Here is a 23034-nt window from a genome sequence, read left to right as displayed (position 1 = left end):
CCTAAACTCGTTATGGTCGCTCCCTCCAGGAGCCGACGCGTGACAGTGCTCACTATCGATATCCGCCTGACGCAAGCGGGCGGGTATAATTAGCTATTATTGAGGTTTTCGCATGACAAAAGTTACCGTTGCCGCAACGCAAATGGCGTGCTCCTGGGATCTGTCCAGGAATATTGAGAATGCCGAAAAGCTGGTGCGACAAGCGCATGCCAAAGGGGCGCAGGTGATCCTGATTCAGGAGCTGTTCGCCGCGCCCTATTTCTGTATCGATCAGAGCCCGGAACACTACGCTCTGGCGCAGGCGCTGGAAACCAGCCCGCTGATTAAACATTTCTCCGCGCTGGCGGCCGAGCTGGAAGTGGTGCTGCCGCTGAGCTTCTTCGAACGCGCCAATAATGCTTACTACAACTCGCTGGTGGTGATCGACGCCGACGGCTCGGTGCTCGATCTGTATCGCAAGACCCATATCCCCAACGGTCCGGCGTATCAGGAGAAGCAGTTCTTTATCCCCGGCGATAGCGGTTTTAAAGTCTGGCAGACGCGCTATGCGAAAATCGGCGTCGGCATCTGCTGGGATCAGTGGTTCCCGGAAACCGCGCGTTGTCTGGCGTTGCAGGGGGCGGAGCTGATTTTTTATCCGACCGCGATCGGCTCCGAGCCGGCGTATCCGGAAATCGACAGCCAGCCGCACTGGACCCGGGTTCAGCAGGGCCATGCGGCGGCGAATCTGGTGCCGGTGATTGCCTCCAACCGCATCGGCACCGAAGCCAGTAAATATATCGACGGTCTGGAAATGACGTTTTACGGCTCCTCTTTTATCGCCGATCAAACCGGCGCGCTGGTGGCGCAGGCCAACAAAACCGACGAAACCGTACTGGTGCATACCTTCGATCTGGACGTCATCGCCGCGCAGCGCGCGTCCTGGGGACTGTTCCGCGATCGCCGTCCGGACATGTACGGCGCGATCGCCAGCTCTGACGGCAAGACGCGGAGATAAATGATGTCACAATTGACCACGCCGTATCAGGATGGCTTTACGATGCCGGCCGAGTGGGCGCCGCAGGAAGCCGTGTGGATGCTGTGGCCCTATCGCCGGGATAACTGGCGCGATGATGCGCTGCCGGCGCAGCGAACCTTTGCCGCGGTGGCCGACGCTATCGGGCGGCAAACGCCGGTGATCATGGGCGTCCCCGCCCGTTATCTGGATGACGCCAAACGCATCATGCCCGGCAGCGTCACGCTGGTCGCGATGGAGAGCGACGATGCCTGGATGCGCGATACCGGCCCGACGATGGTGCTGAATCCGGCGGGCGAGCGCCGCGGCATTGACTGGCGATTTAACGCCTGGGGCGGCGAACTCGGCGGTCTGTATGAAGACTGGCGCCAGGATGAAAAGGTCGCCGCGCAGGTGCTTTCCTATCATGGCGATGCACGCTATGCCGCGCCGTTGGTGCTGGAAGGCGGTTCAATCCATACCGATGGCGAAGGAACGTTGCTGACCACGGCGGAGTGTCTGCTGAATCCCAATCGCAACCCGCAGTTGAGCAAAGCGCAGATCGAGCAACTGATGCGTGATTATCTGGGCGTCTCGACGGTTATCTGGCTGGCGGAGGGGGTTTATAACGACGAAACCGACGGGCATATCGATAACATGTGCTGTTTTGTTCGCCCCGGCGAAGTGGCGCTGCACTGGACCGATGATGAAAACGACCCGCAATACTCCCGGTCTGCGGCGGCTTATGAGGCGTTGTCCGCCGCGCGCGATGCGCAGGGGCGTCAGTTGAAGATCTGGAAACTGCCGGCGCCGGGGCCGTTATACGCTACGCCGGAAGAGGCGCGCGGCGTGGATGCGGGGAATGCGATTGAGCGTAATGCCGGATCGCGGTTGGCGGGGTCGTACGTGAACTTCCTGATCAGCAACCGGCAGATTATTTTCCCGCTGCTGGACGAACGTACCGATGATATTGCCCGCGACCTGCTACAGCAGATGTTCCCTGACTATACGATAAGCGGCGTATCGGCCCGCGAGATCCTGCTGGGGGGCGGTAATATTCACTGTATTACCCAGCAAATTCCGGCGGTGAGATAAAGCGGCAAGCGTTATTGATAACCCCCTCCCGGCCTCCCCCTTGTCAGGGGGAGGAGCATTCTCCCTCCCCTGCGAAGGGGAGGGCCGGGGTGGGGTAAGAACCCAGGAAGATAGCGGGCTTAGCCGCGTTTGGCTTCCGCCGCGGCTTTAACGATCACCGCGAAAGCGTCGGCTTTCAGCGATGCGCCTCCGACCAGTGCGCCGTCGATGTCCGGCTGAGTGAACAGTTCCGCCGCGTTGCCCGCATTTACGGAACCGCCGTACTGAATGGTGACTTGTTCGGCAACGGCCTTATCCTGCTTGGCGATATGATCGCGGATGAATTTGTGAACCGCCTGCGCCTGCGCCGGGGTCGCGGACTTGCCGGTGCCGATAGCCCAGATAGGTTCGTAGGCGATGACCGCGTTTTCAAACGCTTTGGCGCCCAGCGTATTCAGCACCGCGTCCAACTGACGTGCGCAAACGGCTTCCGTTTGACCCGCTTCGTTTTCCGCTTCGGTTTCACCGATGCACAGTACAGGGATCAGACCGGCTTCTTTCAGCACACCGAATTTTTTAGCGATGAACTCATCGCTTTCTTTGTGATAGGTACGGCGTTCTGAGTGACCGATGATGATGTATTTTGCACCGACGTCTTTCAGCATGGCGGCGGAAGTTTCACCGGTAAAAGCGCCGGAAAGATTCACGTCCACGTTTTGCGCGCCCAGCGCGATACGGCTGCCGGCCAGCAGATGGTTAGCCATATCCAGATAGATTGCCGGCGGAGCGATGGCGATGCCGCAGCCGTCCACGTCGCTCAATTCTTTGCGCAGGCCAGCGATCAGGCTATTGACCATATCGGTGCTGCCGTTCAGTTTCCAGTTACCCATAACTAATGGATGTCGCATTTTTTTTCCTCCAGACGGAATAGCGAATGAATCAAAATTTTACTGCCTGCCGGCAGTCTGAGCTGCCAACAGTATAAAGATGAAATGTGATCGTGGCTCGGTTTTTCGTCATTAATTACCGTATTGATCACGGTTCAGATAGCGTCAGCTTAATCGGTTCAACAGCAAAAGTTAGCCCCTTTTCGCCGTTATCCGCCACCACATAGCGCAAAGCGCCTTCGGTTTGCTGGTAAAAATGTTGTCCTTTGCCTTTTGCCAGTAATTCGGTGATTTTATGGATGCTCTGTTCCTCGGTCAGCGAAGGCGCGAAAGCCCGCGACAGCGCCGCCATATAGCTGATGGCCTGCGTACGGCGCGCTTCGGTTTCCGTATCCTCCGGCTGTGGGAGCCAGGTAATTTGCAGCGTTTTAATTTTGCCGGTTCCTTTCTCCAGCGCCGTCGAAGCATACAGCCGATCGTTGATGCGGCTGGCGGCGCGGGTCAGCAGGCTGGAGTTATGACCGGCGTCGACGACCCGGAACTCGCCGATCGGCAAGGTTGGGTTACTCAGATTATAGCGTGTGCGAAACTGCACGATCGTCTGGTCGAATGTGGGCGCGCCGGCCAGCAGATAAGGGGCGGCGGACGATGTTTTCGGCGGAAAAACCGGATCGGACCATGCGCCGGGAAGATACAGCGCCAGTGTAGACAGAGCCAACAGGGACACAAGGTATTTTTTTATCATGGGTACATTATCGGATGAATTTTACATTGCGCCAAGCGTGGCGATAACGACGGTACGTTTGATTAAAGCGGTATTTGCCGGCGCTTGTCAAAATTCGCATAAAGATTGCCGGCGGCGCGCGCGCTTAGGGTAAACTCAGCCGCAATCAGACAATAATTCAGGGTGCTGTGCGTAATGACGTTGCAACAATGGTTTTTTTCGTTTAAAGGCCGGGTTGGCCGCCGCGATTTCTGGATCTGGATGGGCATCTGGCTGGCGCTGATGATCGTGTTATTCTCGCTGGCCGGTCAGGACTGGCTGGATACGCAATCCGCCGCTTTTGCTCTGGTGGCGTTGCTGTGGCCGACGTCGGCGATGTTGGTAAAACGTCTGCATGACCGTGATAAAAGCGGCTGGTGGGCCTTACTGTTGATCGTGGCGTGGATACTTGCCGCCGGCAACTGGTCTATGTTGCCGGGCGTTTGGCAGTGGGGGATCGGCCGTTTTATTCCGTCGTTAATCTGCATGATGGTGTTTCTCGACTGCGGCGTTTTCGCCGGTACGTCCGGGAATAATCGATTCGGGGCGCAAGCGGAATCGGTTAAATTCCGCTCCAGATAACGGTTACCAGTAGTGTTCGCTGGTGATATGACCGGGCCTGCGGCGCAGATGCTTGGTCATTTGCCGTTCTTCTTTCAGTATTTGCTGAGTATCGCGCACCATCTGCGGATTACCGCACAGCATGACATGACTGGTCGCGGCATCCATTGGCAGGCCGACGGCGGATTCCAGCGCGCCGTCGGCGATCAGCGCCGGAATACGGCCCGTCAATGAACCGGGTTGCGCTTCACGGCTGATCACCGTTTGAATATGCAACTGGTCGGGATAGCGCTGTTGCAACTGCTGCATCAGCGGCAGATAACTCAGGTCGCGCGCAAAGCGGGCGGCGTGTACCAGCACGATATGTTTAAAACGCGCCAGATCCCGGCCTTCCTGCAAGATGGAAAGATAAGGCCCAATCGCCGTACCGGTCGCCAGCATCCACAAGGTTTCGCATGCCGGAATCTCGTCCAGCACAAAAAATCCGGCGGCGTCTTTGGTCACCATGACTTCATCATCGGGGCGCAACGCATGGAGCCGGGGGCTCAATTTCCCCTCTGGCACGTTAACCAGATAGAATTCGAGATTATGGTCGCTGGGCGCGTTGACATAGGAATAGGCCCGTTGAATACGTTCGCCGTCCACATCCAGCGCAAGTTTGGCGTACTGTCCGGCGGTGAAAGGGACGGTGGCGGCATGAATTCGAATGCTGAACAGACTCTCCGTCCAGTTTTCCACCTGAACCACCTTGCCTGTCACCCATTCAGCCATCGTTCTGTGCTCCTGTATCTGCTTAATCGATGCCTGGCGATAGTCACGCTATTGCCAGAGCGGCCTTCAATCGGCCGCCCTTAAGATACGCTAATTATTAACAATTGTGAAACAACCGATCGAGTAAAACGCCCCCGACCGCCGTCGGACTACAGCAGAAACTCATGCAACGCCCGATCCTTACGGTCGAGGTAGTGCGTGGACTGGATACGGCGGATGGTGCGTGATTTGCCGCGGATCAGCAGGGTTTCCGTGGTGGCGATATTACCTTTGCGGGCGATCCCTTCCAGCAGGTCGCCTTTGGTAATGCCGGTGGCGGAAAAGATCACGTTGTCATTGCGCGCCATATCGCTGAGTTGCAGCACGTTTCCGGCCTCAATCCCCATCTGCCGGCAGCGCGCCAGTTCATCTTCGCCGATCCGGCGGTTCTCTTCGCTATCGCCTTTAACCTGATGACGGGCCAGCAGCCGGCCCTGCATATCGCCGTCGAGCGCTCTGATCACCGCTGCGGAGATAACGCCTTCCGGCGCGCCGCCGATGCCGTACAGCACATCGACTTCACTGTCCGGCATACAGGTAAGAATCGAGGCGGCGACGTCGCCGTCGGGAATGGCGAACACCTTCACGCCGAGCTGCTGCATCTCTGCGATGATGGCGTCATGGCGCGGTTTAGCCAGGGTAATCACCGTTAACTGGCTGAGCGGTTTATTCATTTTGCGGGCGACATTGCGCAAGTTTTCCGCCAGCGGAAGTCGCAGGTCGATAATGCCTTTGGCTTGCGGGCCGACGATCAGTTTTTCCATGTACATGTCGGGCGCATGCAAAAAAGCCCCTTTTTCGCCGACCGCCAGCACCGCCAGCGCATTGGCCTGACCCATGGCGGTCATGCGGGTGCCTTCGATCGGGTCGACGGCGATATCCACCATATCGCCCTGGCCCGTGCCGACCTGTTCGCCGATAAACAGCATCGGCGCCTCATCAATTTCGCCTTCGCCGATAACGATCTGACCGTTGATATCGACCTGATTAAGCATAATGCGCATGGCCTGCACCGCCGCATTGTCGGCGGCGTTTTTGTCGCCGCGGCCTAACCATTTATAACCTGCCAGCGCCGCTGCTTCGGTGACGCGCGAGAATTCGATGGCTAATTCACGTTTCATGGATACCTGTCTGTTATTAAACCGGGGAAGGGAATGTGTGGGCGAGGATTTTATCATACCCGACGGCGCGGCTCGTTGATGTCAGGTGGAAAATTAACGAAAACGGTTGACCCCGCGGGGTGAGCGGCGGTGGTGAATCCTGCTTCAACGCGTTGCGCCAAATGACGTTCAATAGTGAAGTTCAACGGATTTCATGATGGCTAGTTGATTGATTTTTTTAATGAAAACCCTTCTGGTCACTTTACTCATCTCAACGTACGGCCTGCTGAAATGAAAAGCCTGTCGCCAATGGAAGCCGCTGACCGCTGGCGGTATTGATCGCCGTTTTCGTCCGGGCGGGCGGCGGGGTGATTTTATTATATAAATTGACTTACGATTAGATATAAACCAATGCAATTAACGTAAAAGGAGGAAATTTTTCTAATAATTCCTTTATCGACGATGAAAGTTGAAAAAAAATTCTCTCCAACCTGGCATATGATTATTCATAGCGAAAGCCGGCAACTATCGAACAATCACGTTGGGCTGAAGGTATGAATGATGAATAAGCACCAGGACAATCCGTTGTGGGACGCCTTTATCCGCGTCGTACGGCAAGAGGTCAAACCGGCGGTGGGATGTACGGAGCCGATTTCAGTGGCGTTGGCCGCCGCGCTGGCGGCGTCCTATCTGTCAGGAAGGGTGGCGCGGGTGACGGTCAGGGTATCGCCGAACCTGATGAAAAACGGGATGGGCGTCGCGGTTCCCGGCACCGGGATGGTGGGGTTGCCGATTGCCGCCGCGGTCGGCGCCTTCGGCGGCGATGCGCAGGCCGGGCTGGAAGTGCTCCGCTATGCGACGTCTCAGGCGATTGAGGCCGGGAAAGCCCTGCTGGCGCAAGGCGGCGTTCACGTCAGTATGATGCAACCCTGCGAGGATATTCTTTACTCGCAGGTTACCGTCTACAGTCAGGACGCGTCGGCGACGGTGACTATCGCCGGCAGCCACACCCATGTCATCCGCATCGAGAAAAATGGCGCGGTGCTGTTCGATGAGCGGCTGAGCGGCGGCGCTCAGAGCGATGAACCCGTTGCTGGCGGCTTCGACACTGTGACGATGCGTGACGTTTACGATTTCGCCACGCAGGTCGAGTTTGAGCGTATTGGCTTTATTCTGGATTCGGCTGAATTGAACGCGGCGCTTTCCAACGAAGGGCTGAGGAAACATTACGGCTTGCATATCGGCGCGACGCTGGCGCGCCAGCGTGAGCAAGGATTGTTGTCGCATGATTTGCTCTCCGACATCATGATCAGAACGGCTGCGGCCTCCGACGCGCGTATGGGCGGCGCGCTATTGCCGGCCATGAGCAATTCCGGCTCGGGCAATCAGGGGATCGCGGCGACCATGCCGGTGGTGGTGGCGGCGGAGTATACGGATTGCGGCGAAGAGCAACTGGCGCGTGCGCTGATGCTTTCTCATCTAACGGCGATTTATATCCATAGCCAGCTCCCCAGGCTTTCGGCATTGTGCGCCGCGACGACGGCTTCAATGGGGGCGGCGGCCGGTATCGCCTGGCTGATCGCCGGTCGTTATGAACCCGTGGCGATGGCTATCAGCAGCATGATCGGCGATGTGAGCGGCATGATCTGCGACGGCGCATCCAATAGTTGCGCGATGAAAGTCTCGACCAGCGTCTCCGCCGCTTATAAAGCGGTACTGATGGCGCTGGATGACAGCGCGGTCACCGGTAACGAGGGCATTGTCGCCCATGATGTGGATCAGTCGATCGCCAACCTGTGCGCGCTGGCCTGCGGTTCAATGCGGCAGACGGATACGCAGATTATCGAAATTATGGCGAGCAAGGCGCGATGAACGACTGACTCGATATCGCCTGCTCGCATTTGATTCAAGGGCGCAGCGATGCGCCCTTCCTGCATTTGAGCGGGGTTACTCCTCGTGTTCTTCCCATGCGCGGGCGCGGGCGACGGCTTTTTGCCAGCCTTTGTAACGAAAGTTGCGTTCAACCGTTTCGATGCTGGGGCGGAATTCACGTTCAATCGTCGCTTTGCTTTTCACTTCATCCAGATCGTTCCAGAATCCGGTCGCCAGACCCGCCAGGAAGGCGGCGCCCAGCGCGGTGACTTCACGCACTTCCGGACGTTCGACGCGGGTGCCGAGAATATCGGACTGGAACTGCATCAGGAAGTTGTTGGCGACCGCGCCGCCATCCACGCGCAGGGCTTTCAGACGGGTGTCCGCATCCGCCTGCATGGCATCCAGTACGTCACGCGTCTGGTAGGCGATGGATTCCAGCGTAGCGCGGATGATGTGGTTGGCGTTGACGCCGCGGGTCAGGCCGAAGATCGCGCCGCGGGCGTACGGATCCCAGTAGGGCGCGCCAAGCCCGGTAAAGGCCGGGACGACATACACGCCGTTGGTGTCTTTGACCTTGGTGGCGAAGTATTCCGAGTCCATCGACTCGCCGATCAGCTTCAATTCGTCGCGCAACCACTGAATGGACGCGCCGCCGACGAAAACGGAACCCTCCAGCGCGTAATTGACCTCGCCACGCGGCCCGCAGGCGATGGTGGTCAACAGACCATGTTTCGACAGTACGGCTTCCGTACCGGTATTCATCAGCAGGAAGCAGCCGGTGCCGTAGGTATTTTTCGCCATACCGGCGTGTACGCAAAGCTGACCGTACAGTGCCGCCTGTTGGTCGCCGGCGATACCGGCAATCGGAATGCGCGTGCCGCCTTTACCGCCGATATTGGTCTGTCCGTAGACTTCTGAAGAGGCGTGGACTTCCGGCAACATGGCGCGTGGAATATCCAGCGCCTGCAACAGACGCTCATCCCACTCCAGCGTATGGATATTGAACAGCATGGTGCGGGAGGCGTTGGTGTAATCCGTAACGTGAACGCGTCCCTGGGTCATTTTCCAAATCAGCCAGGTATCGACGGTGCCGAACAGCAGTTCGCCGCGTTGAGCGCGCTCGCGCGAGCCTTCAACGTGATCGAGGATCCACTTTACCTTGGTGCCGGAAAAATAGGGATCGACCACCAGACCGGTGGTGTCGCGGATATACTGTTCCAGGCCGTCTTTCTTCAATTGCTCGCAGATTTCCGCCGTGCGGCGACACTGCCAGACAATGGCGTTGTAAATCGGTTTGCCGGTGTCTTTCTCCCACACGATGGCGGTTTCGCGCTGGTTGGTGATGCCGATACCCGCCACCTCATCGGAATTGATATCGGCTTTGGCCAGCACTTCCACCAGCGTGGAGCTTTGCGAGGCCCAGATTTCCATCGGGTCGTGTTCCACCCAACCCGCTTTCGGATAAATTTGGCTGAACTCGCGCTGTGAAACACTGACGATGTTGGCGTCATGATCCAGCACGACGGCACGGGAGCTGGTGGTTCCCTGATCGAGAGCAACTATGTATTTTTTTTCCGGGGTCATAAATTCAATCCTGTCATTGTTAACCGTAAAAGAACGATCGCCGTGGCGTTAAGTTTAACGGCTCTCGGTGCCTACTGTCGTTTCGCCGTCGGCTTCGCAAACATCGCAAGGCAGATGGCGGCCAATCAAGGCGCGGTAGCCGAAGGCCCCCAGGCAGGCGCCGACGATGGGGCCGAAAATCGGCACCAGGAAATAAGGTATGTCGCGCGCGCCGGTGAAGGCGACTTCCCCCCAGCCCGCCAGGAAGGTGAACAGCTTGGGACCGAAGTCACGCGCCGGATTCAGCGCAAAGCCGGTGAGCGGCCCCATGGAGGCGCCGATAACGGCGATCAAAATACCGATCAGCAACGGCGCCAGCGGCCCGCGCGGGATACCGTTGCCATCGTCGGTCAGCGCCAGAATCAGACACATCAGGATAGCGGTAATCACCGTTTCGACCAGGAATGCCTGGATGACGGAAATCTGCGGGTGCGGATAGGTGGAGAAGGTACTGGCGAGATTCAGGCTTTCCACGCTGCCGCGCACCATATGATGCACCTGCTCGAAATCCACGAACAGATTGTAATACAGGCCGTAGACCAGCGCGGCGGCGCAGAAGGCGCCCGCTATCTGGGATAGAATGTAGGGGATGACTTTTCGGCGTTCAAAACAGGCGAACAGCCACAGGGCGATGGTGACGGCCGGGTTGAGATGGGCGCCGGAGATCGCGGCGGTCAGGTAGATGGCCATCGCCACGCCCAAGCCCCAGATGATGCTGATTTCCCATTGCCCGAAGCTGGCGCCCGCCAATTTTAATGCGGCGACGCAACCGACGCCGAAAAAAATCAGTAGACCGGTACCCAGAAACTCGGCGATACACTGGCCTTTAAGCGTTGAATTTTCTGATTGACTCATAATTATTATCCTGCTGATTGTAGGGTACGGCTGGGTGGAAAAGGTGCCTGAACGGCGGCACTCTCTGCTTTAAATGTATTTATGATGTGAATTTATCGTTAATGTTCGAAAACGAGAAATATCGAAATCAAAATGTGTGTTGTTCGTCAAAAAAATGAGCGTATTCGCTTAGGGGATTGCGCGTTGAGGATGAATACGCCTATCTGATGTTAACCATTGGGTTAAATTTATTAACATAAAAAATAGACCGACAGGCGGTTAACTCGCTTTTTCAGGTTGTGCTGATAGAGCTCGGCGGGAAAAGATGTCACACTCGACGTTGTATGGGATGTTTGCTAGACAGGGATACATTGGCTACATACAATTCTGTTATGGTCGGTCCCGCTCAGTTTACGTCTCTGGGCGTATCAAACGGACGCTGTATCAGTATGTCGATGAGCGGATGCTTTGGGCTAGTGTTAACCGGTTTTTATGCCTTGCGATTAAAAGGGGTTTGAAGAATGTCATTTGAAGTATTTGAGAAGCTGGAAGCGAAAGTTCAGCAAGCGATTGATACCATTACGCTATTGCAAATGGAGATTGAAGAGCTGAAAGAGAAAAACAATGCCTTGTCGCAAGATGTGCAGGCTGCGTCGGGCGATCGTGAAGCGCTGGTGCGTGAAAACGAGCAATTGAAAGAAGAACAAACCCAGTGGCAGGAGCGTCTGCGCGCCCTGTTAGGGAAGATGGAAGAAGTCTGACTCTTTCAGAAAAGGGCGAGGCTTCGCCCTTTTCGCACCGGGAGATTGATGGTTACCAAGCCGGGTTATTCGATATCCAGCGCGTCTTCCGCCAGAATGATTCCCGTGTTGTCCGCGTAGAGATGATCGCCTGAGAAAAAGGTTACACCGCCAAAATTAACGCGAATATCGCTCTCGCCGATCCCTTCGCTGGCCGCGCCGACCGGGATCGCCGCCATCGCCTGAATGCCGATATCCAGCTCAGCCAACTCGTCCACCTGACGCACCGCGCCGTAGATGACGATGCCTTCCCATTCGTTCTGGGTCGCCAGCCTTGCCAGTTCCGCGTTGATTAACGCCCGGCGTACCGAGCCGCCGCCGTCGACCAACAGTACGCGTCCGCTGCCGTTTTCTTCCAGCAGGTCATAAAGCAGGCCGTTATCCTCAAAACATTTCACCGTGGTGATTTGTCCACCAAATGAAGTACGCCCGCCAAAATTAGAGAACAGAGGCTCAACAACATTCACCTCTTCGTGATAAATATCGCACAGTTCGGAAGTATCGTATTTCATAGGATTTACGTCAGTTTGCCGCTGGGATAGTGAGTATATCCCTTTCTGGCGGATGTTGGCAAAATCATCAAATGTTAACTTGATGCGTATCAGTAAAGCATCGCATCAGGCTGCGGATACGGTCGGGCTTTACCGTCGTTAGCTGAGTATCACGCCCACGGCGAACAGAATGTTGGTCAGCAGCGCGCACTTGACGGTCTTTTCCAGCATCGGACGCATGCTAAAGGCGCTGGTTTCACGTAACACGTAAATCGCCTGCTTGAGCAACAAAGGCAGCGCCAGGATGAACAACCAGCCGGCCAGGCTATGCAGGTAGAGAATGGCGAACAGGCCGAGGCATACCGGCGCCAATAGCAGCAGCATGGTGTGGTAGCAGCGGGCCTTTTGCGCGCCGAGGCGAACCGCCAGCGTGTTTTTCCCGCTGATGCGGTCGTTATCGATATCGCGCAAGTTGTTGATGTTCAAGACGGCGGTAGCCAGCAGACCGCAGGCGGTGGCCGGCAGCATGACGATAGTGTCGAAGTGGCCGGTTTGCAGATAGTAGGAGCCGGCGACGCTTAGCCAGCCGAAGAATATCAGCACCGAGATGTCGCCCAGCCCGATATAGCCGTAAGGCTTGTTGCCGACGGTATAGGTAATGGCGGCCAGAATCGCCAGTAATCCCAGGATCAGAAAGCCGATGATATCGGTTGGTTTTTCGCAGGCGACGATAACCAGCGAGACGCCGGAAATAATGGTCAGCGCAACGGTGACGATCAGCGCGTTTCTGAGCTGCGTCAGATTAATCGCTCCCGTCTGGATACCACGCAACGGGCCGATGCGGTCTTCGGTATCGCTGCCTTTTATCGCATCCCCATAGTCATTTGCCAGATTGGAAAGAATTTGCAATAACCCGGCGGTAAGCAAAGCCAAGAGTGCGACGCCCGGTTTAAAACTGCTATGCCAGCCTGCAATCGCCGAGCCGGTGACGATGGAAGCGAAAGCCAGCGGCAAGGTTTTTGGACGCAAACTGTCCAGCCAGGCTTGGGTTTTGCTTTTATGGGTTGATAAGGTCATGGTGCGCTTCAATTTTATTGACGATCCCTATAGGAATACATCTATTGTTTATGAATAAAAAGTTTTAACGACATTGCCATAAACACAAGTGGGAGGCCTTGGCCTCCCACTTGATAGTTAACAGGACGATCCGTGTGAACGGATTATAAGATAAATCGGCTCAGATCTTCATCTGCTACTAATTCATCCAGGTGACTACGTACGTAATCTGCGTCAATGGTAACATTTTGACCGCTCATTTCGCTGGCATCGTAAGAGATATCTTCAATCAAACGCTCCAGAACGGTATGCAGACGACGCGCGCCGATATTCTCGGTACGTTCGTTGACCTGCCACGCCGCTTCCGCAATGCGGCGGATACCGTCGGCCGAGAATTCAATGTTGACGCCCTCGGTTGCCATCAATGCTTTGTATTGCTCGGTCAGTGATGCGCTTGGCTCCGTCAGAATACGCTCAAAATCTTCCGTCGTCAGCGCCTGTAATTCAACACGGATCGGCAGACGCCCCTGTAGCTCGGGGATCAGATCCGACGGGCTGGCGACCTGGAATGCGCCGGAAGCGATGAACAGGATGTGGTCGGTTTTAACCATGCCGTGTTTGGTTGACACGGTGCAGCCTTCCACCAGCGGCAGCAGGTCGCGCTGTACCCCTTCACGGGATACATCCGGGCCGGAGCTTTCGCCGCGTTTACAGATTTTATCGATCTCATCGATAAACACGATACCGTGCTGCTCGACCGACTCAATCGCCTGTTGTTTCAGCTCTTCCGGGTTCACCAGTTTGGCCGCTTCTTCTTCCACCAGCAGCTTAAAGGCTTCCTTGATTTTTACCTTACGCGCCTTCTGCTTCTGACCGGCCAGATTCTGAAACATGGATTGCAGCTGATTGGTCATCTCTTCCATGCCCGGCGGCGCCATGATCTCAACGCCGACCGGCGCGGCGGCCAGATCGATTTCAATTTCTTTATCGTCTAGCTGACCTTCGCGCAGTTTCTTGCGAAACGTCTGACGCGTGGGCGAGGGTTCCTGATTATCTTCCGGCTGCCCCCAGTTATTTTTCGCCGGCGGGATCAGCACGTCGAGAATACGTTCTTCCGCCAGTTCTTCCGCCCGATGGCGGTTCTTCTCGATGGATTGCTGGCGCACCATTTTTATCGCCGAATCGGTCAAATCGCGGATGATCGAGTCGACTTCCTTACCGACATAACCGACTTCGGTGAATTTGGTGGCTTCAACCTTGATAAACGGCGCGTTCGCCAGCTTGGCCAGACGACGGGCGATTTCGGTTTTACCCACCCCGGTCGGACCAATCATCAGAATATTTTTCGGCGTGACTTCATGACGCAGCGTTTCTTCCAACTGCATTCTCCGCCAGCGGTTACGCAGCGCGATGGCTACCGCGCGTTTGGCGTTGTGCTGACCGATGATATAGCTATCAAGTTCGCTGACTATCTCGCGCGGGGTCATTTCAGACATAGTTGATCCTTACGCCTTTGAGGCTAATTCTTCAATCGTGTGGAATTGGTTGGTATAGATGCAGATATCGCCAGCAATACCTAACGATTTCTCGACAATCTCCCGCGCGCTGAGTTCGGTATTTTCCAGCAAAGCGCGAGCGGCCGCCTGTGCATAGGGACCCCCGGAGCCTATCGCGATCAAATCATTTTCCGGCTGAACGACATCGCCGTTGCCGGTAATAATTAATGATGCGTTTTCATCCGCTACGGCAAGCAAGGCTTCCAGGCGGCGCAGCATCCGGTCCGTACGCCAGTCTTTCGCCAGCTCTACCGCGGCCTTCACTAAATGCCCCTGATGCAATTCCAGCTTGCGTTCAAAGAGTTCGAACAGGGTAAAGGCATCTGCCGTACCGCCGGCGAAACCGGCAATAACGCGATCGTTATACAGGCGGCGTACTTTACGCACATTGCCTTTCATGACGGTATTTCCCAGCGTCGCCTGTCCATCACCGCCGATGACCACGTGGCCGTTGCGGCGTACACTTACAATTGTTGTCACGAGTCAGTCCCCGTTACCGAATAAAAAGACCCCCGCTGACCGCGGGGCATACTTGATTTTATAGATGGGGATGACGTGGCGTTTTTCAACCCCCGCTGGCGAGCGGAATGCAACTGGATGTCCCTATCTCCTTGAGACGCTGTAGCATTTTGTCGGCGGCCGCCCGATTATTATAGGGGCCGAGGATGATCCGGTTCCATCCGCCATTGGAGGTAATCCGGCTTTCGATACCGGCAAACGCCAGCTGCGCCCTGACCGATTCGGCCGGATCCATACTTTTGAATGACCCGCACTGCACCATCCAGCGCTGCGGTTTTTCTTTCGCGGGTTCAGGCTGCTTCACCGCTTCCTGCTTCGGCGTCTCGGGTTTTGGCGCGACGGCGACCGGCGTCCGGGTCGCCGGCGGCGGCGTTATTGTCCTGGTTTGTTCCGGCGGCTTGATGGTGACCTGCGAACGCGGTATCTGCGTTTGATCGTTATAGGGTACTTCAGAGAGTTGCGTCGGCTGGCGACGCATGTCGGACTGCATCTGCTCCAGCAACTGGCGTTGTTCATCGGTCAACTGCGCCGGCGACTGGATCCCGCCGCCGGAGGACGGCTCCGTGGGGGCAGATACGCCCAACTGACGGTTTTCCAGTTCCTTGATATAGCGCCAGCGTTCTTCCGGCTTAGGCGGCAAGCCGTTGCCTTTGCCTGTATTCTGATGTGGCAATACCGGCGATTCCGCCGGTTTGTTATGGGCGATGAAGTAGAGTCCGCCCGCAAAGGTGACCAAAACAGCGACAGCCAGCGCTATCATGGTTTTGGACATGCCTGACGCGTTGCTTTTTCTCCGGCTGTTTGTCTTTTTCCGACGCGTATTGGAACGCCCCCGGCTGACGTAGTCTCTTTGTGCCACTGTCGTTTCGCTGTGAATTGAATAAATTAATTAGGATGCCATGTTACTGAACACTAAAATATTTGACCAGCTCCTGAAGTCTTAAAGCCGGTTGCGGGAATAATTTAGCGCCGCCGTGCTTTCCCGTATGACCAATTCGCTGGCCAGCAGTCGGGAGCCGCTGTGTACCCGATGCCCGTGCAGTTGCTCTAATAGCAGCAACATCGCTTCGTGTCCGAGCTGGTAACGCGGCTGCGCCACGGTGGTTAATGATGGCGAACAGTACTGAGCCTGCAAGATATCATCAAAACCGACTATTGAGATATCGCGCGGTATATCCAACCCCATTTTTTTTGCCTGCGAAAGCACGCCGATCGCCATGATATCGCTATGGCAGAAAATGGCGCTGGGAGGGGAAGGGTGTTTCATCAGGGCAATCAGACCATTGACCCCGGTTTCATAGGTAAAGTCGCCCCGAATAATATATTGGTTATCGACGGCGACGCCACTGCGGCGCAGCGCCTGAATATAACCCTGTAGACGATATTGGCTCAGGTGCATATGCTCGGGGCCGGCAATGCAGGCGATACGCTGATGGCCTAACTGTTGCAAATAGTGGACGGCCTCAAAGGACGCCGTCAGATTATCAATATGGACGGTCGGTAATTCCAGTTCCGGCGCGAACTCATTGATCATCACCATCGCCGGCAGATTTCGCTGCTCTTCTTTGCTCGCGTCAAACGGCAGATTTGAGCCAAGCAGCAGCATGCCGTCGATCTGTTTGGTAATAATTAAATCAACAAACGTTTTCTTTTTCTGATGCTGATGAGCGCAATCGCCAATCAGCACCAGGTATCCATGTTCAGCCGCGGCTTCTTCGATCCCCCGGAAAATATCGGCAAAGAAGGGATCGCAGATATCGGGAACAATAGCCAGGATGGTTCGTGACTCATTGCGTTTCAGGCTTCGGGCCGAGGCGTGGTGCGAGTATCCTACAGCAATGACCGCCTGTTCGATTTTTTGTCGTGTTGTCGCGGACACTTTTTCCGGATTCATCAACGCGCGGGATACGGTGGCCGTCGATACGCCGGCCTTATCCGCCACGTCTTTCATCGTTGCTGTGGTGATGCCTTTCTTCTGCTCCAACGCTATTCTCCTTGCGTCAGCCTGAACTGGCGCTGTCGAGCGGCAGCGCTATCAGCCTTCAGACTGTGGTTACAGACTGTCATTATCAATGACAGCATTCATGGGTATTATTCGGTTTGTTTAACGCCGTCCTTCAGAATACTGCTTTTCGCGCGTAGTCTTAACAGATTGCGCGCAAATTTTGCTGCTTAATTTGCATAGCAAGTGTGATTGATGTCGGTTTCTGGACGCGTTTCGCAATAGCGACGCGCCGAACGCGTTAACCGTCGGTTGGATCGACATCCAATACCCACTTCACTTTGCGCGCTTGCGGCAGCGTGCCGATTAGCGGTATCGAACTTCTGACCAACCGTTGCAATAAAGCCCGAGAGGGATGTTGCAGCAGCAACTGCCAGCGAAAACGTCCCGCCCGTTTGGGCTGTAGCGCCGGCACCGGACCCAGCAACCAGAGCGATTCGTCCCGCAACGGACTGCTCTCCAACAGATTTTTGAGCTGTTGCAGAAATAACGCCGCCTGCTGATTATCATGATCGTCGGCGCGAAATAAAATGTGATTGGTATAGGGCGGCAGAAAAACGCTCTTTCTCTCTTTCAACGTCTGGCTGGCGAAGGCGTCATAGCCTTGTTGCAGCAGGATTTGCAGCAACGGGTGTTCGGGATGATGCGTCTGCAACACCACTTCGCCCGCCTTGCCCGCGCGTCCGGCGCGCCCTGACACCTGGGTGTAGAGTTGGGCGAAACGCTCGGCGGCGCGAAAATCGGCGGAAAACAGCGAACTGTCGACATCCAGCAGCGCCACCAGCGTCACGTTGGGAAAGTGGTGGCCTTTGGCCAGCATTTGCGTGCCGATCAGAATACGGGCGCCGCCTTGCCTTACCTGCGAAAGCTGCTGTTCGAGCGCGCCTTTGCGGCTGGTGGTATCGCGGTCAATGCGCGTAATCGGTATGTCCGGGAATATCGGCGTCAGCACCTGTTCCAGTCGCTCGGTTCCCATGCCGACCGGCAGCAGATTGGTCGATCCGCATTGCGGGCATTGATCCGGCACCGGGCGATGGCTGTCGCAATGATGGCAGCTCAGAATGTGCTGCTGCTGATGCAGCGTGTAATAATGGTCGCAGCGCGGACACTCGGCGATCCAACCGCATTCGTGACACATCACCACCGGGGCGAAGCCGCGTCGGTTGAGGAATAAAATGACCTGATTATCCTGCGCCAGATGGCGGCGGATACGGCTAATTAACGGTTGAGACAGTCCGGCGGTAAGCGGTTGCCCCTTTAAATCCAGAATGTGCTGGCTGGCTAAGCGGGCGTTGCCCGGCCGTTTGCTGAGCGTCAACTGCCGATATTTACCAATCTGGACGTTATAGAGCGTTTCCAGCGCCGGCGTCGCCGTCCCCATCACGATCGGGATATCTTCTTCTCTGGCGCGAAAGACCGCCAGATCGCGCGCATGATAGCGCCAGCCGTCCTGCTGCTTGTAAGAACCGTCGTGTTCTTCATCAATGACGATCAGGCCCAGCCGCGCAAATGGCGTGAACAGCGCCGAGCGGGTGCCGATGACGATCGCCGCTTCGCCGCTGCGGGCGCGGAGCCAGACGGCGAGCCGTTCGCTGTCGTTTAAACCGGAATGCAGCACGTCGACCGGCGCATTGAAGCGTTCACGGAAGCGGGCGATGGTCTGCGGCGTCAGACCAATCTCAGGCACCAGCACCAACGCCTGTTTCCCCTCGGCCAATACGTTTTCCAGTACGCTGAGGTAAACCTCGGTTTTCCCGGAGCCGGTGATCCCTGCCAGCAGCCAGGCGGAGAAATGTTGATCTTCACTGCGGATAGCCCCGACGGCGGTCGCCTGTTCGGTGTTGAGCCGTAGCCGGTCGCCCGACACGCTGAAATCCTTGCGCCAGTCGCGAACGGCTTGCTCGGCGGCCTTTAAATCGCACAGTCCTTTTTTACGCAGCGCTTGCAATGCGGTTTCCGTCAGTCCGCTTTCGCCGACCTGATGGCGATAAAGCGGCGCCTGAAGCAAGGCGGCCAGCGCCTGTTGCTGTTTGGGCGCGCGCTTCAGCGAGTCCAACGGCGTGGCTTTACCCTGTTCGGTGGCGAACCATTGCCAAAGCGGCGCCCGGTGCGCGGGTTTCCCCTGACGCAGCAATATCGGCAGGGCATGGAACAACACCTCCCCGATCGGATAGTGATAATAGTCCACCGCCCAGATTAAAATGCGCCACAGGCTGGGCGGGAATAGCGGCCGATCGTCCAGTATGGCGTGTATCGGTTTGAGCTGTTCGACGGGCAATTCGCTGGATTCGCTGATGGCGGCAATCAGGCCGATGGCCTTGCGGTTGCCGAACGGCACGCTGACCCGCACGCCGGCCTGGGGTTCGACGCCCGCAGGCAGGATATAATCGAATGTACGTGCCAATGGCACGGGGAATGCGACCTGAGCGACAGACATGACCTCTCCGACTGGGTTCAGAATATGGCGATTTTAACCAACCGCGGCATAGGCGTGAATTACGGCAAGGCGCTAGTGTACATGTTGCGCATGATAATGTGTTGCTGCGATTGCATCGGGTGGTGAGTTTCTGTATGATTCGCCGCCATTATACTGCGTTGTATAATGGTTGATTGACTCAACTTCTTAACTCAACTTTCGTGTGGTGTCTGGCGGAACAGGGCTGGATAGCGACACGGCCTTAACAGAGGTTTCCCATGAAACAAGGTATTCACCCGAATTATGTTGAAGTTACTGCAACTTGCTCTTGCGGTAATGTTATCAAAACCCATTCTACCGTGGGCCACGACCTGAACCTGGACGTTTGCAGCGCTTGCCACCCGTTCTACACGGGCAAACAGCGTGTCGTTGATACCGGTGGTCGTGTTGAGCGCTTCAACAAGCGTTTCAGCGTACCGGGCGCGAAAAAATAAGTTTTGCCCGCTCGGCAGTAACAAAGGCACCTTCGGGTGCCTTTGTTGTTTCTTAAACCTCTACTGACGTTTAAGCAGTAACCCCAGCACAAAAACGCCGCCGAGGCCCGCGGTAATGATCCCGATAGGCAACTCTTGCGGCGCTAGCAATCGACGGCTGAGTACGTCGCCGCCGCACATCAACATCGCCCCCAGAATGGCCGTTAGCGGTAATAGCCGACGGTGGAGCACGCCGCTCAGCGGCCGCGCCAGATGCGGCACCATGAGCCCGACAAATCCAATCACGCCGGTAAGCGCCACCAGCAGCGAGGTGGCGAAAGCGCAGCAGATAAACACTTCGATGCGCAGGCGAGCGGTATTGATGCCCAGGGAAGCCGCGGTTTGTCCGCCGGCCAGCAGTCCATCAAGCGAGCGCCAGCGCAAAATCGTCAGAGCAAACAACAGCAACACGCTGACCAGGGCAAAAGGCAGGTTGTCCCAACGGGCCAGACCCAGCCCGCCAAGCGACCAAAAGAGGATGGAGCTGGCCGCCCGCTGATCGCCGGAAAACACCAGATAGTTGGTCAGCGCGCCGAACAGGAATGAAATCGCCAGTCCGCAGATAATCAGGCGTTCCGCGCCGCGTGCCTGTTGCAGTAAAAACAGCGCGATAACGGCGATGGCCGACAGGATCCCGCCGCTGAACGCCGCTGTCGGCAGCGCCCAATCCCCCAGACGTTCGCCAAAACGAGTAATGACGGCCACCGCGCCGGCGGAAGCCCCCGCGGACAGGCCGAACAGAAAGGGGTCGGCCAGATCGTTGCGAGAGACCGTTTGTAAAAACGCGCCGACCATCGCCAGCCCGGCGCCGGTCAGCGCCGCCAGCAGGCTGCGGGGAACACGCAGCTCCAGTATGATGCGTGAAATCATCGGGGATACCTCGCCTGAGGAGAGCCCCAGCGCCGCCAATACCTGCGATAGCGGAATCGCCGTGCTGCCGGCGGCGATGCTGAACAGCATCAGTCCCGCCAGCAACAGCAGGGCGCAGAATAGCGTTAACGCATAGCGCGATCCGACGGGTATCACTTAAAGGCGTCCGGATACATGGCATGCGCCAGTTTGACGATCGCCGCGATATTGGCCGGTCCCGGCGTAAGCTCCGCGTATTGCAGTTTCAGGTAGCGATGATTTTGTACCGCCGGGGTATATTTCATCAGCGGATGCGATTCCAGGAACTGCCGTAGCGCCGATGCGCCGCTGCCGGTTTGGTAATCCAGCAGAATGATAAAATCCGGTTCGGCGGCGGCCACGCTTTCCCATGAGGTGGTCGCCCAACTGGTTTCCATGCCGTCCATCACATTTTTGCCGCCCGCCGCTTCAATCATGGCGGTCGGGATGGCGAATTTGCCGCTGGTGAAGGGTTTATCCTCGCCGGAGTCATACAGGAACACCTTCAGTCTGGGCCGCTGACCGATTTGCGCCTGGAGGTCGGCAACCTGCTTTTTCCAGTCGTCGACCAGCGTCTGCGCCTGTTCCTGTTTACCAAACACCTGACCTAACTTCAGCATGTCGCCATAAAGCAGGTCCATGCTGGCGCGCGGACGGTTTTGCGTGGTGAACACACAGCTTTCGCTCAGCACCAGCGTTTGAATATCGTATTTTTTCAGCGTTTGCGGCGTGACTTCGCCGCCGACTTTCATTCCGTAATTCCAGCCGGCAAAAAAGAAATCCGGCTGCGCCGCCAGCAGGTTTTCCAGCGTTGGATATTTCGCCGCCAGTTCAGGGATCTTCCCCTGCCGTCGGGTAAATTCGGGGGGCGCCTTGTACCAGCCGGTAATGCCGGTCAGGCCGACGATATTCTTTTGCAGGTCTAGGGCGAACGCCATTTCCGCCATATTGAGGTCATGGATCACCGCGCGTTGCGGCGCCTGGGTAAACGTCAACGGCTGGCCGCAGCTGTCCACGGTGACCGGAAAACCGGAAGCCTGCGTCCAGAAGGACGCTAGCGCCAGTAATCCCAATAACCTGTTTTTTTTCATTATGATTCCTCTGGAGTCGTGATCAGATGGTTTTCGGTGCTTCAAAAATACGTAACGGCGATCCGGTCACCGGGTGGGTAACGGTAAAACTTTCCATACCAAAAACGCGGCGAATACAGTCTGCCGCCAGGGCGTGTTCCGGCGTACCCCAACGCACCAGTTCGCCCTGCTGGAGTACGGCCACCCGGTCGGCGAAAGGCGCGACCAGCGGCAGATCGTGCAGTACGGCCACGGTGGCGATCCCCCGGCTGCGCACCAGCGAAAGCAGTTGGGCGCGGGCTAACGGATCGAGGTGGTTGGTCGGCTCATCCAGCAGCAGCAATTGAGGCGTCTGGGCGAACGCGCGCGCCAGATACGCGCGCTGCCGTTCGCCGCCGGATAAGGTACCCAGCGGACGACGGCGCAGGGAGATCAGACCGGTATCCGTCAGGGATTGCTCAATGATGCGATGATGCTGTTCCGGCGCGCCGTCGCCATGATGAGGAAGACGGCCGAGCGCGACATACTCCTCAACCCGCAGGCGTAAATCCGGCGTGTCGTTTTGCGCCAGAATGGCGATGCGTTTGGCGCGTTCCTGACGGCTGAACGCGTGAAGCGCTTTACCGTTAAGATAAATGTTTCCCGTTTCGGGAGTCAGTTCGCTGGTCAGCGTGCGCAACAGCGTCGACTTGCCGCTGCCGTTGGGGCCGATAAGCGCCAGGCATTCACCGCGGTGGATGGAGAGTGAAATATCGTTGAGCCGGGGGGGATGATACGCACCCGCTACCGTCACATTCTTAAGCTGCAACAGCACATTGCGGTCTTGAATAGAGAGAGTCATTGCGTGGTGCTACCGTAAAATAATATCGTTATGTTATAACATATCAATGCAATGTCGTCATTACTAACTGGTCAGCGGGAATTATTATCAAAACTAACGCGTAGCTTCTTGATCCAGGCACCATTTCACACGGTTTTTCCTGGAAAAAGCGCATCGGCGACGCTGCTTACAAGCGCGAACCCTGCCATGAATATCGGCGCTATATCAGAAATGGCCTGATGTCGCGGGCGATGTTGGATTTGGCGGCGGAGATAGGCTGGTGATATGTCAAACACTAGGCTGGAACGGCGGTTAAACCGTTGCCAGCTAATCTTGTGATGATGGCGAATACAAAGAACGTG

22 protein-coding genes are annotated in these 23034 nt (G+C 56.5%); 6 read left to right on the top strand and 16 right to left on the bottom strand.

Annotated elements, in window-relative coordinates; translation table 11 throughout:
* The first annotated feature begins 112 nt into the window (after positions 1-112).
* A complete protein-coding gene (gene aguB, locus ABRZ26_RS21200) occupies positions 113-997 on the top strand; it encodes an N-carbamoylputrescine amidase (protein WP_319606093.1) in 885 nt (294 codons plus the stop codon).
* The gene (gene aguA / locus ABRZ26_RS21195) at positions 998-2089 is read left to right on the top strand and encodes an agmatine deiminase (RefSeq protein WP_413556364.1); all 1092 of its coding nucleotides are present in this window, start codon (positions 998-1000) and stop codon (positions 2087-2089) included.
* Between the two features lie 119 nt (positions 2090-2208).
* Here the strand turns inward: aguA and tpiA are convergent, their stop codons facing one another.
* Both tpiA and ABRZ26_RS21185 read right to left on the bottom strand, forming a co-directional pair.
* Positions 2209-2976: a triose-phosphate isomerase gene (tpiA, locus tag ABRZ26_RS21190; RefSeq protein ID WP_319606092.1), complete on the bottom strand. Its 768-nt coding sequence runs from the start codon at positions 2974-2976 to the stop codon at positions 2209-2211.
* 127 nt (positions 2977-3103) lie between these two features.
* Complete coding sequence (locus ABRZ26_RS21185) at positions 3104-3700, bottom strand: DUF1454 family protein (RefSeq protein ID WP_319606091.1); 597 nt, start codon at positions 3698-3700, stop codon at positions 3104-3106.
* Positions 3701-3874: 174 nt separating this feature from the next.
* Between ABRZ26_RS21185 and ABRZ26_RS21180 the strand changes: the two genes are divergently transcribed.
* Positions 3875-4300, top strand: coding sequence for a DUF805 domain-containing protein (locus tag ABRZ26_RS21180; protein WP_319606090.1), 426 nt, complete (start codon positions 3875-3877; stop codon positions 4298-4300).
* A gap of 3 nt (positions 4301-4303) precedes the next feature.
* Here the strand turns inward: ABRZ26_RS21180 and fpr are convergent, their stop codons facing one another.
* Positions 4304-5050 carry a ferredoxin--NADP(+) reductase gene (fpr, locus tag ABRZ26_RS21175; RefSeq protein ID WP_319606089.1) on the bottom strand — a complete coding sequence of 249 codons (747 nt, stop codon included), beginning with the start codon at positions 5048-5050 and terminating at the stop codon, positions 4304-4306.
* Positions 5051-5199: 149 nt separating this feature from the next.
* A complete protein-coding gene (glpX, locus tag ABRZ26_RS21170; RefSeq protein WP_319606088.1) occupies positions 5200-6210 on the bottom strand; it encodes a class II fructose-bisphosphatase in 1011 nt (336 codons plus the stop codon).
* A gap of 540 nt (positions 6211-6750) precedes the next feature.
* On the opposite strand from glpX, the gene ABRZ26_RS21165 reads away from it, so the two are divergent.
* Positions 6751-8061 carry an L-cysteine desulfidase family protein gene (locus ABRZ26_RS21165; RefSeq protein ID WP_319606137.1) on the top strand — a complete coding sequence of 437 codons (1311 nt, stop codon included), beginning with the start codon at positions 6751-6753 and terminating at the stop codon, positions 8059-8061.
* A 75-nt stretch (positions 8062-8136) separates the two neighbouring features.
* Here ABRZ26_RS21165 and glpK read toward each other — a convergent pair whose 3' ends face one another.
* Positions 8137-9648: a glycerol kinase GlpK gene (glpK, locus tag ABRZ26_RS21160; protein WP_319606087.1), complete on the bottom strand. Its 1512-nt coding sequence runs from the start codon at positions 9646-9648 to the stop codon at positions 8137-8139.
* 54 nt (positions 9649-9702) lie between these two features.
* The gene (locus ABRZ26_RS21155) at positions 9703-10542 is read right to left on the bottom strand and encodes an MIP/aquaporin family protein (protein ID WP_319606086.1); all 840 of its coding nucleotides are present in this window, start codon (positions 10540-10542) and stop codon (positions 9703-9705) included.
* Positions 10543-11042: 500 nt separating this feature from the next.
* Between ABRZ26_RS21155 and zapB the strand changes: the two genes are divergently transcribed.
* Entirely contained in the window at positions 11043-11282 is a 240-nt protein-coding gene (zapB, locus tag ABRZ26_RS21150) for a septal ring assembly protein ZapB (protein WP_319606085.1), read from the top strand.
* Between the two features lie 65 nt (positions 11283-11347).
* Here zapB and rraA read toward each other — a convergent pair whose 3' ends face one another.
* From rraA to priA, 7 genes are all read right to left on the bottom strand, one after another.
* Positions 11348-11833 (bottom strand): ribonuclease E activity regulator RraA, encoded by a 486-nt coding sequence (rraA, locus tag ABRZ26_RS21145; protein ID WP_319606084.1) that lies wholly within the window; start codon positions 11831-11833, stop codon positions 11348-11350.
* Positions 11834-11971: 138 nt separating this feature from the next.
* Entirely contained in the window at positions 11972-12889 is a 918-nt protein-coding gene (locus ABRZ26_RS21140; RefSeq protein WP_319606083.1) for a 1,4-dihydroxy-2-naphthoate polyprenyltransferase, read from the bottom strand.
* 143 nt (positions 12890-13032) lie between these two features.
* Positions 13033-14364: an ATP-dependent protease ATPase subunit HslU gene (gene hslU, locus ABRZ26_RS21135; RefSeq protein WP_319606082.1), complete on the bottom strand. Its 1332-nt coding sequence runs from the start codon at positions 14362-14364 to the stop codon at positions 13033-13035.
* 9 nt (positions 14365-14373) lie between these two features.
* The gene (gene hslV, locus ABRZ26_RS21130; RefSeq protein ID WP_319606081.1) at positions 14374-14904 is read right to left on the bottom strand and encodes an ATP-dependent protease subunit HslV; all 531 of its coding nucleotides are present in this window, start codon (positions 14902-14904) and stop codon (positions 14374-14376) included.
* Between the two features lie 85 nt (positions 14905-14989).
* Positions 14990-15802: a cell division protein FtsN gene (gene ftsN / locus ABRZ26_RS21125; RefSeq protein WP_319606080.1), complete on the bottom strand. Its 813-nt coding sequence runs from the start codon at positions 15800-15802 to the stop codon at positions 14990-14992.
* An 81-nt stretch (positions 15803-15883) separates the two neighbouring features.
* The gene (gene cytR / locus ABRZ26_RS21120; RefSeq protein WP_319606079.1) at positions 15884-16927 is read right to left on the bottom strand and encodes a DNA-binding transcriptional regulator CytR; all 1044 of its coding nucleotides are present in this window, start codon (positions 16925-16927) and stop codon (positions 15884-15886) included.
* Between the two features lie 259 nt (positions 16928-17186).
* Positions 17187-19382: a primosomal protein N' gene (priA, locus tag ABRZ26_RS21115; RefSeq protein WP_319606078.1), complete on the bottom strand. Its 2196-nt coding sequence runs from the start codon at positions 19380-19382 to the stop codon at positions 17187-17189.
* A gap of 257 nt (positions 19383-19639) precedes the next feature.
* On the opposite strand from priA, the gene rpmE reads away from it, so the two are divergent.
* Positions 19640-19855: a 50S ribosomal protein L31 gene (rpmE, locus tag ABRZ26_RS21110; RefSeq protein WP_048636604.1), complete on the top strand. Its 216-nt coding sequence runs from the start codon at positions 19640-19642 to the stop codon at positions 19853-19855.
* A 60-nt stretch (positions 19856-19915) separates the two neighbouring features.
* On the opposite strand, the gene ABRZ26_RS21105 is transcribed toward rpmE, so the two are convergent.
* Genes ABRZ26_RS21105 through ABRZ26_RS21095 form a run of 3 tightly spaced genes read right to left on the bottom strand, consistent with a single transcriptional unit; the run spans position 19916 to position 22693 of the window.
* Complete coding sequence (locus ABRZ26_RS21105) at positions 19916-20920, bottom strand: FecCD family ABC transporter permease (RefSeq protein WP_319606077.1); 1005 nt, start codon at positions 20918-20920, stop codon at positions 19916-19918.
* Complete coding sequence (locus ABRZ26_RS21100; RefSeq protein ID WP_319606076.1) at positions 20917-21873, bottom strand: ABC transporter substrate-binding protein; 957 nt, start codon at positions 21871-21873, stop codon at positions 20917-20919. The genes ABRZ26_RS21105 and ABRZ26_RS21100 overlap by 4 nt, the downstream gene beginning before the upstream one ends.
* 22 nt (positions 21874-21895) lie before the next feature.
* Positions 21896-22693 (bottom strand): ABC transporter ATP-binding protein, encoded by a 798-nt coding sequence (locus ABRZ26_RS21095; RefSeq protein ID WP_319606075.1) that lies wholly within the window; start codon positions 22691-22693, stop codon positions 21896-21898.
* Positions 22694-23034: the final 341 nt, after the last annotated feature.

Origin of the sequence: Brenneria sp. L4-2C (genome assembly GCF_040240335.1) — a bacterium.
In the GTDB taxonomy this organism is placed as follows: domain Bacteria; phylum Pseudomonadota; class Gammaproteobacteria; order Enterobacterales; family Enterobacteriaceae; genus Brenneria.
Note: the sequence above shows the minus strand (reverse complement) of the source record. Positions and strands in the feature narration are given on the sequence as shown.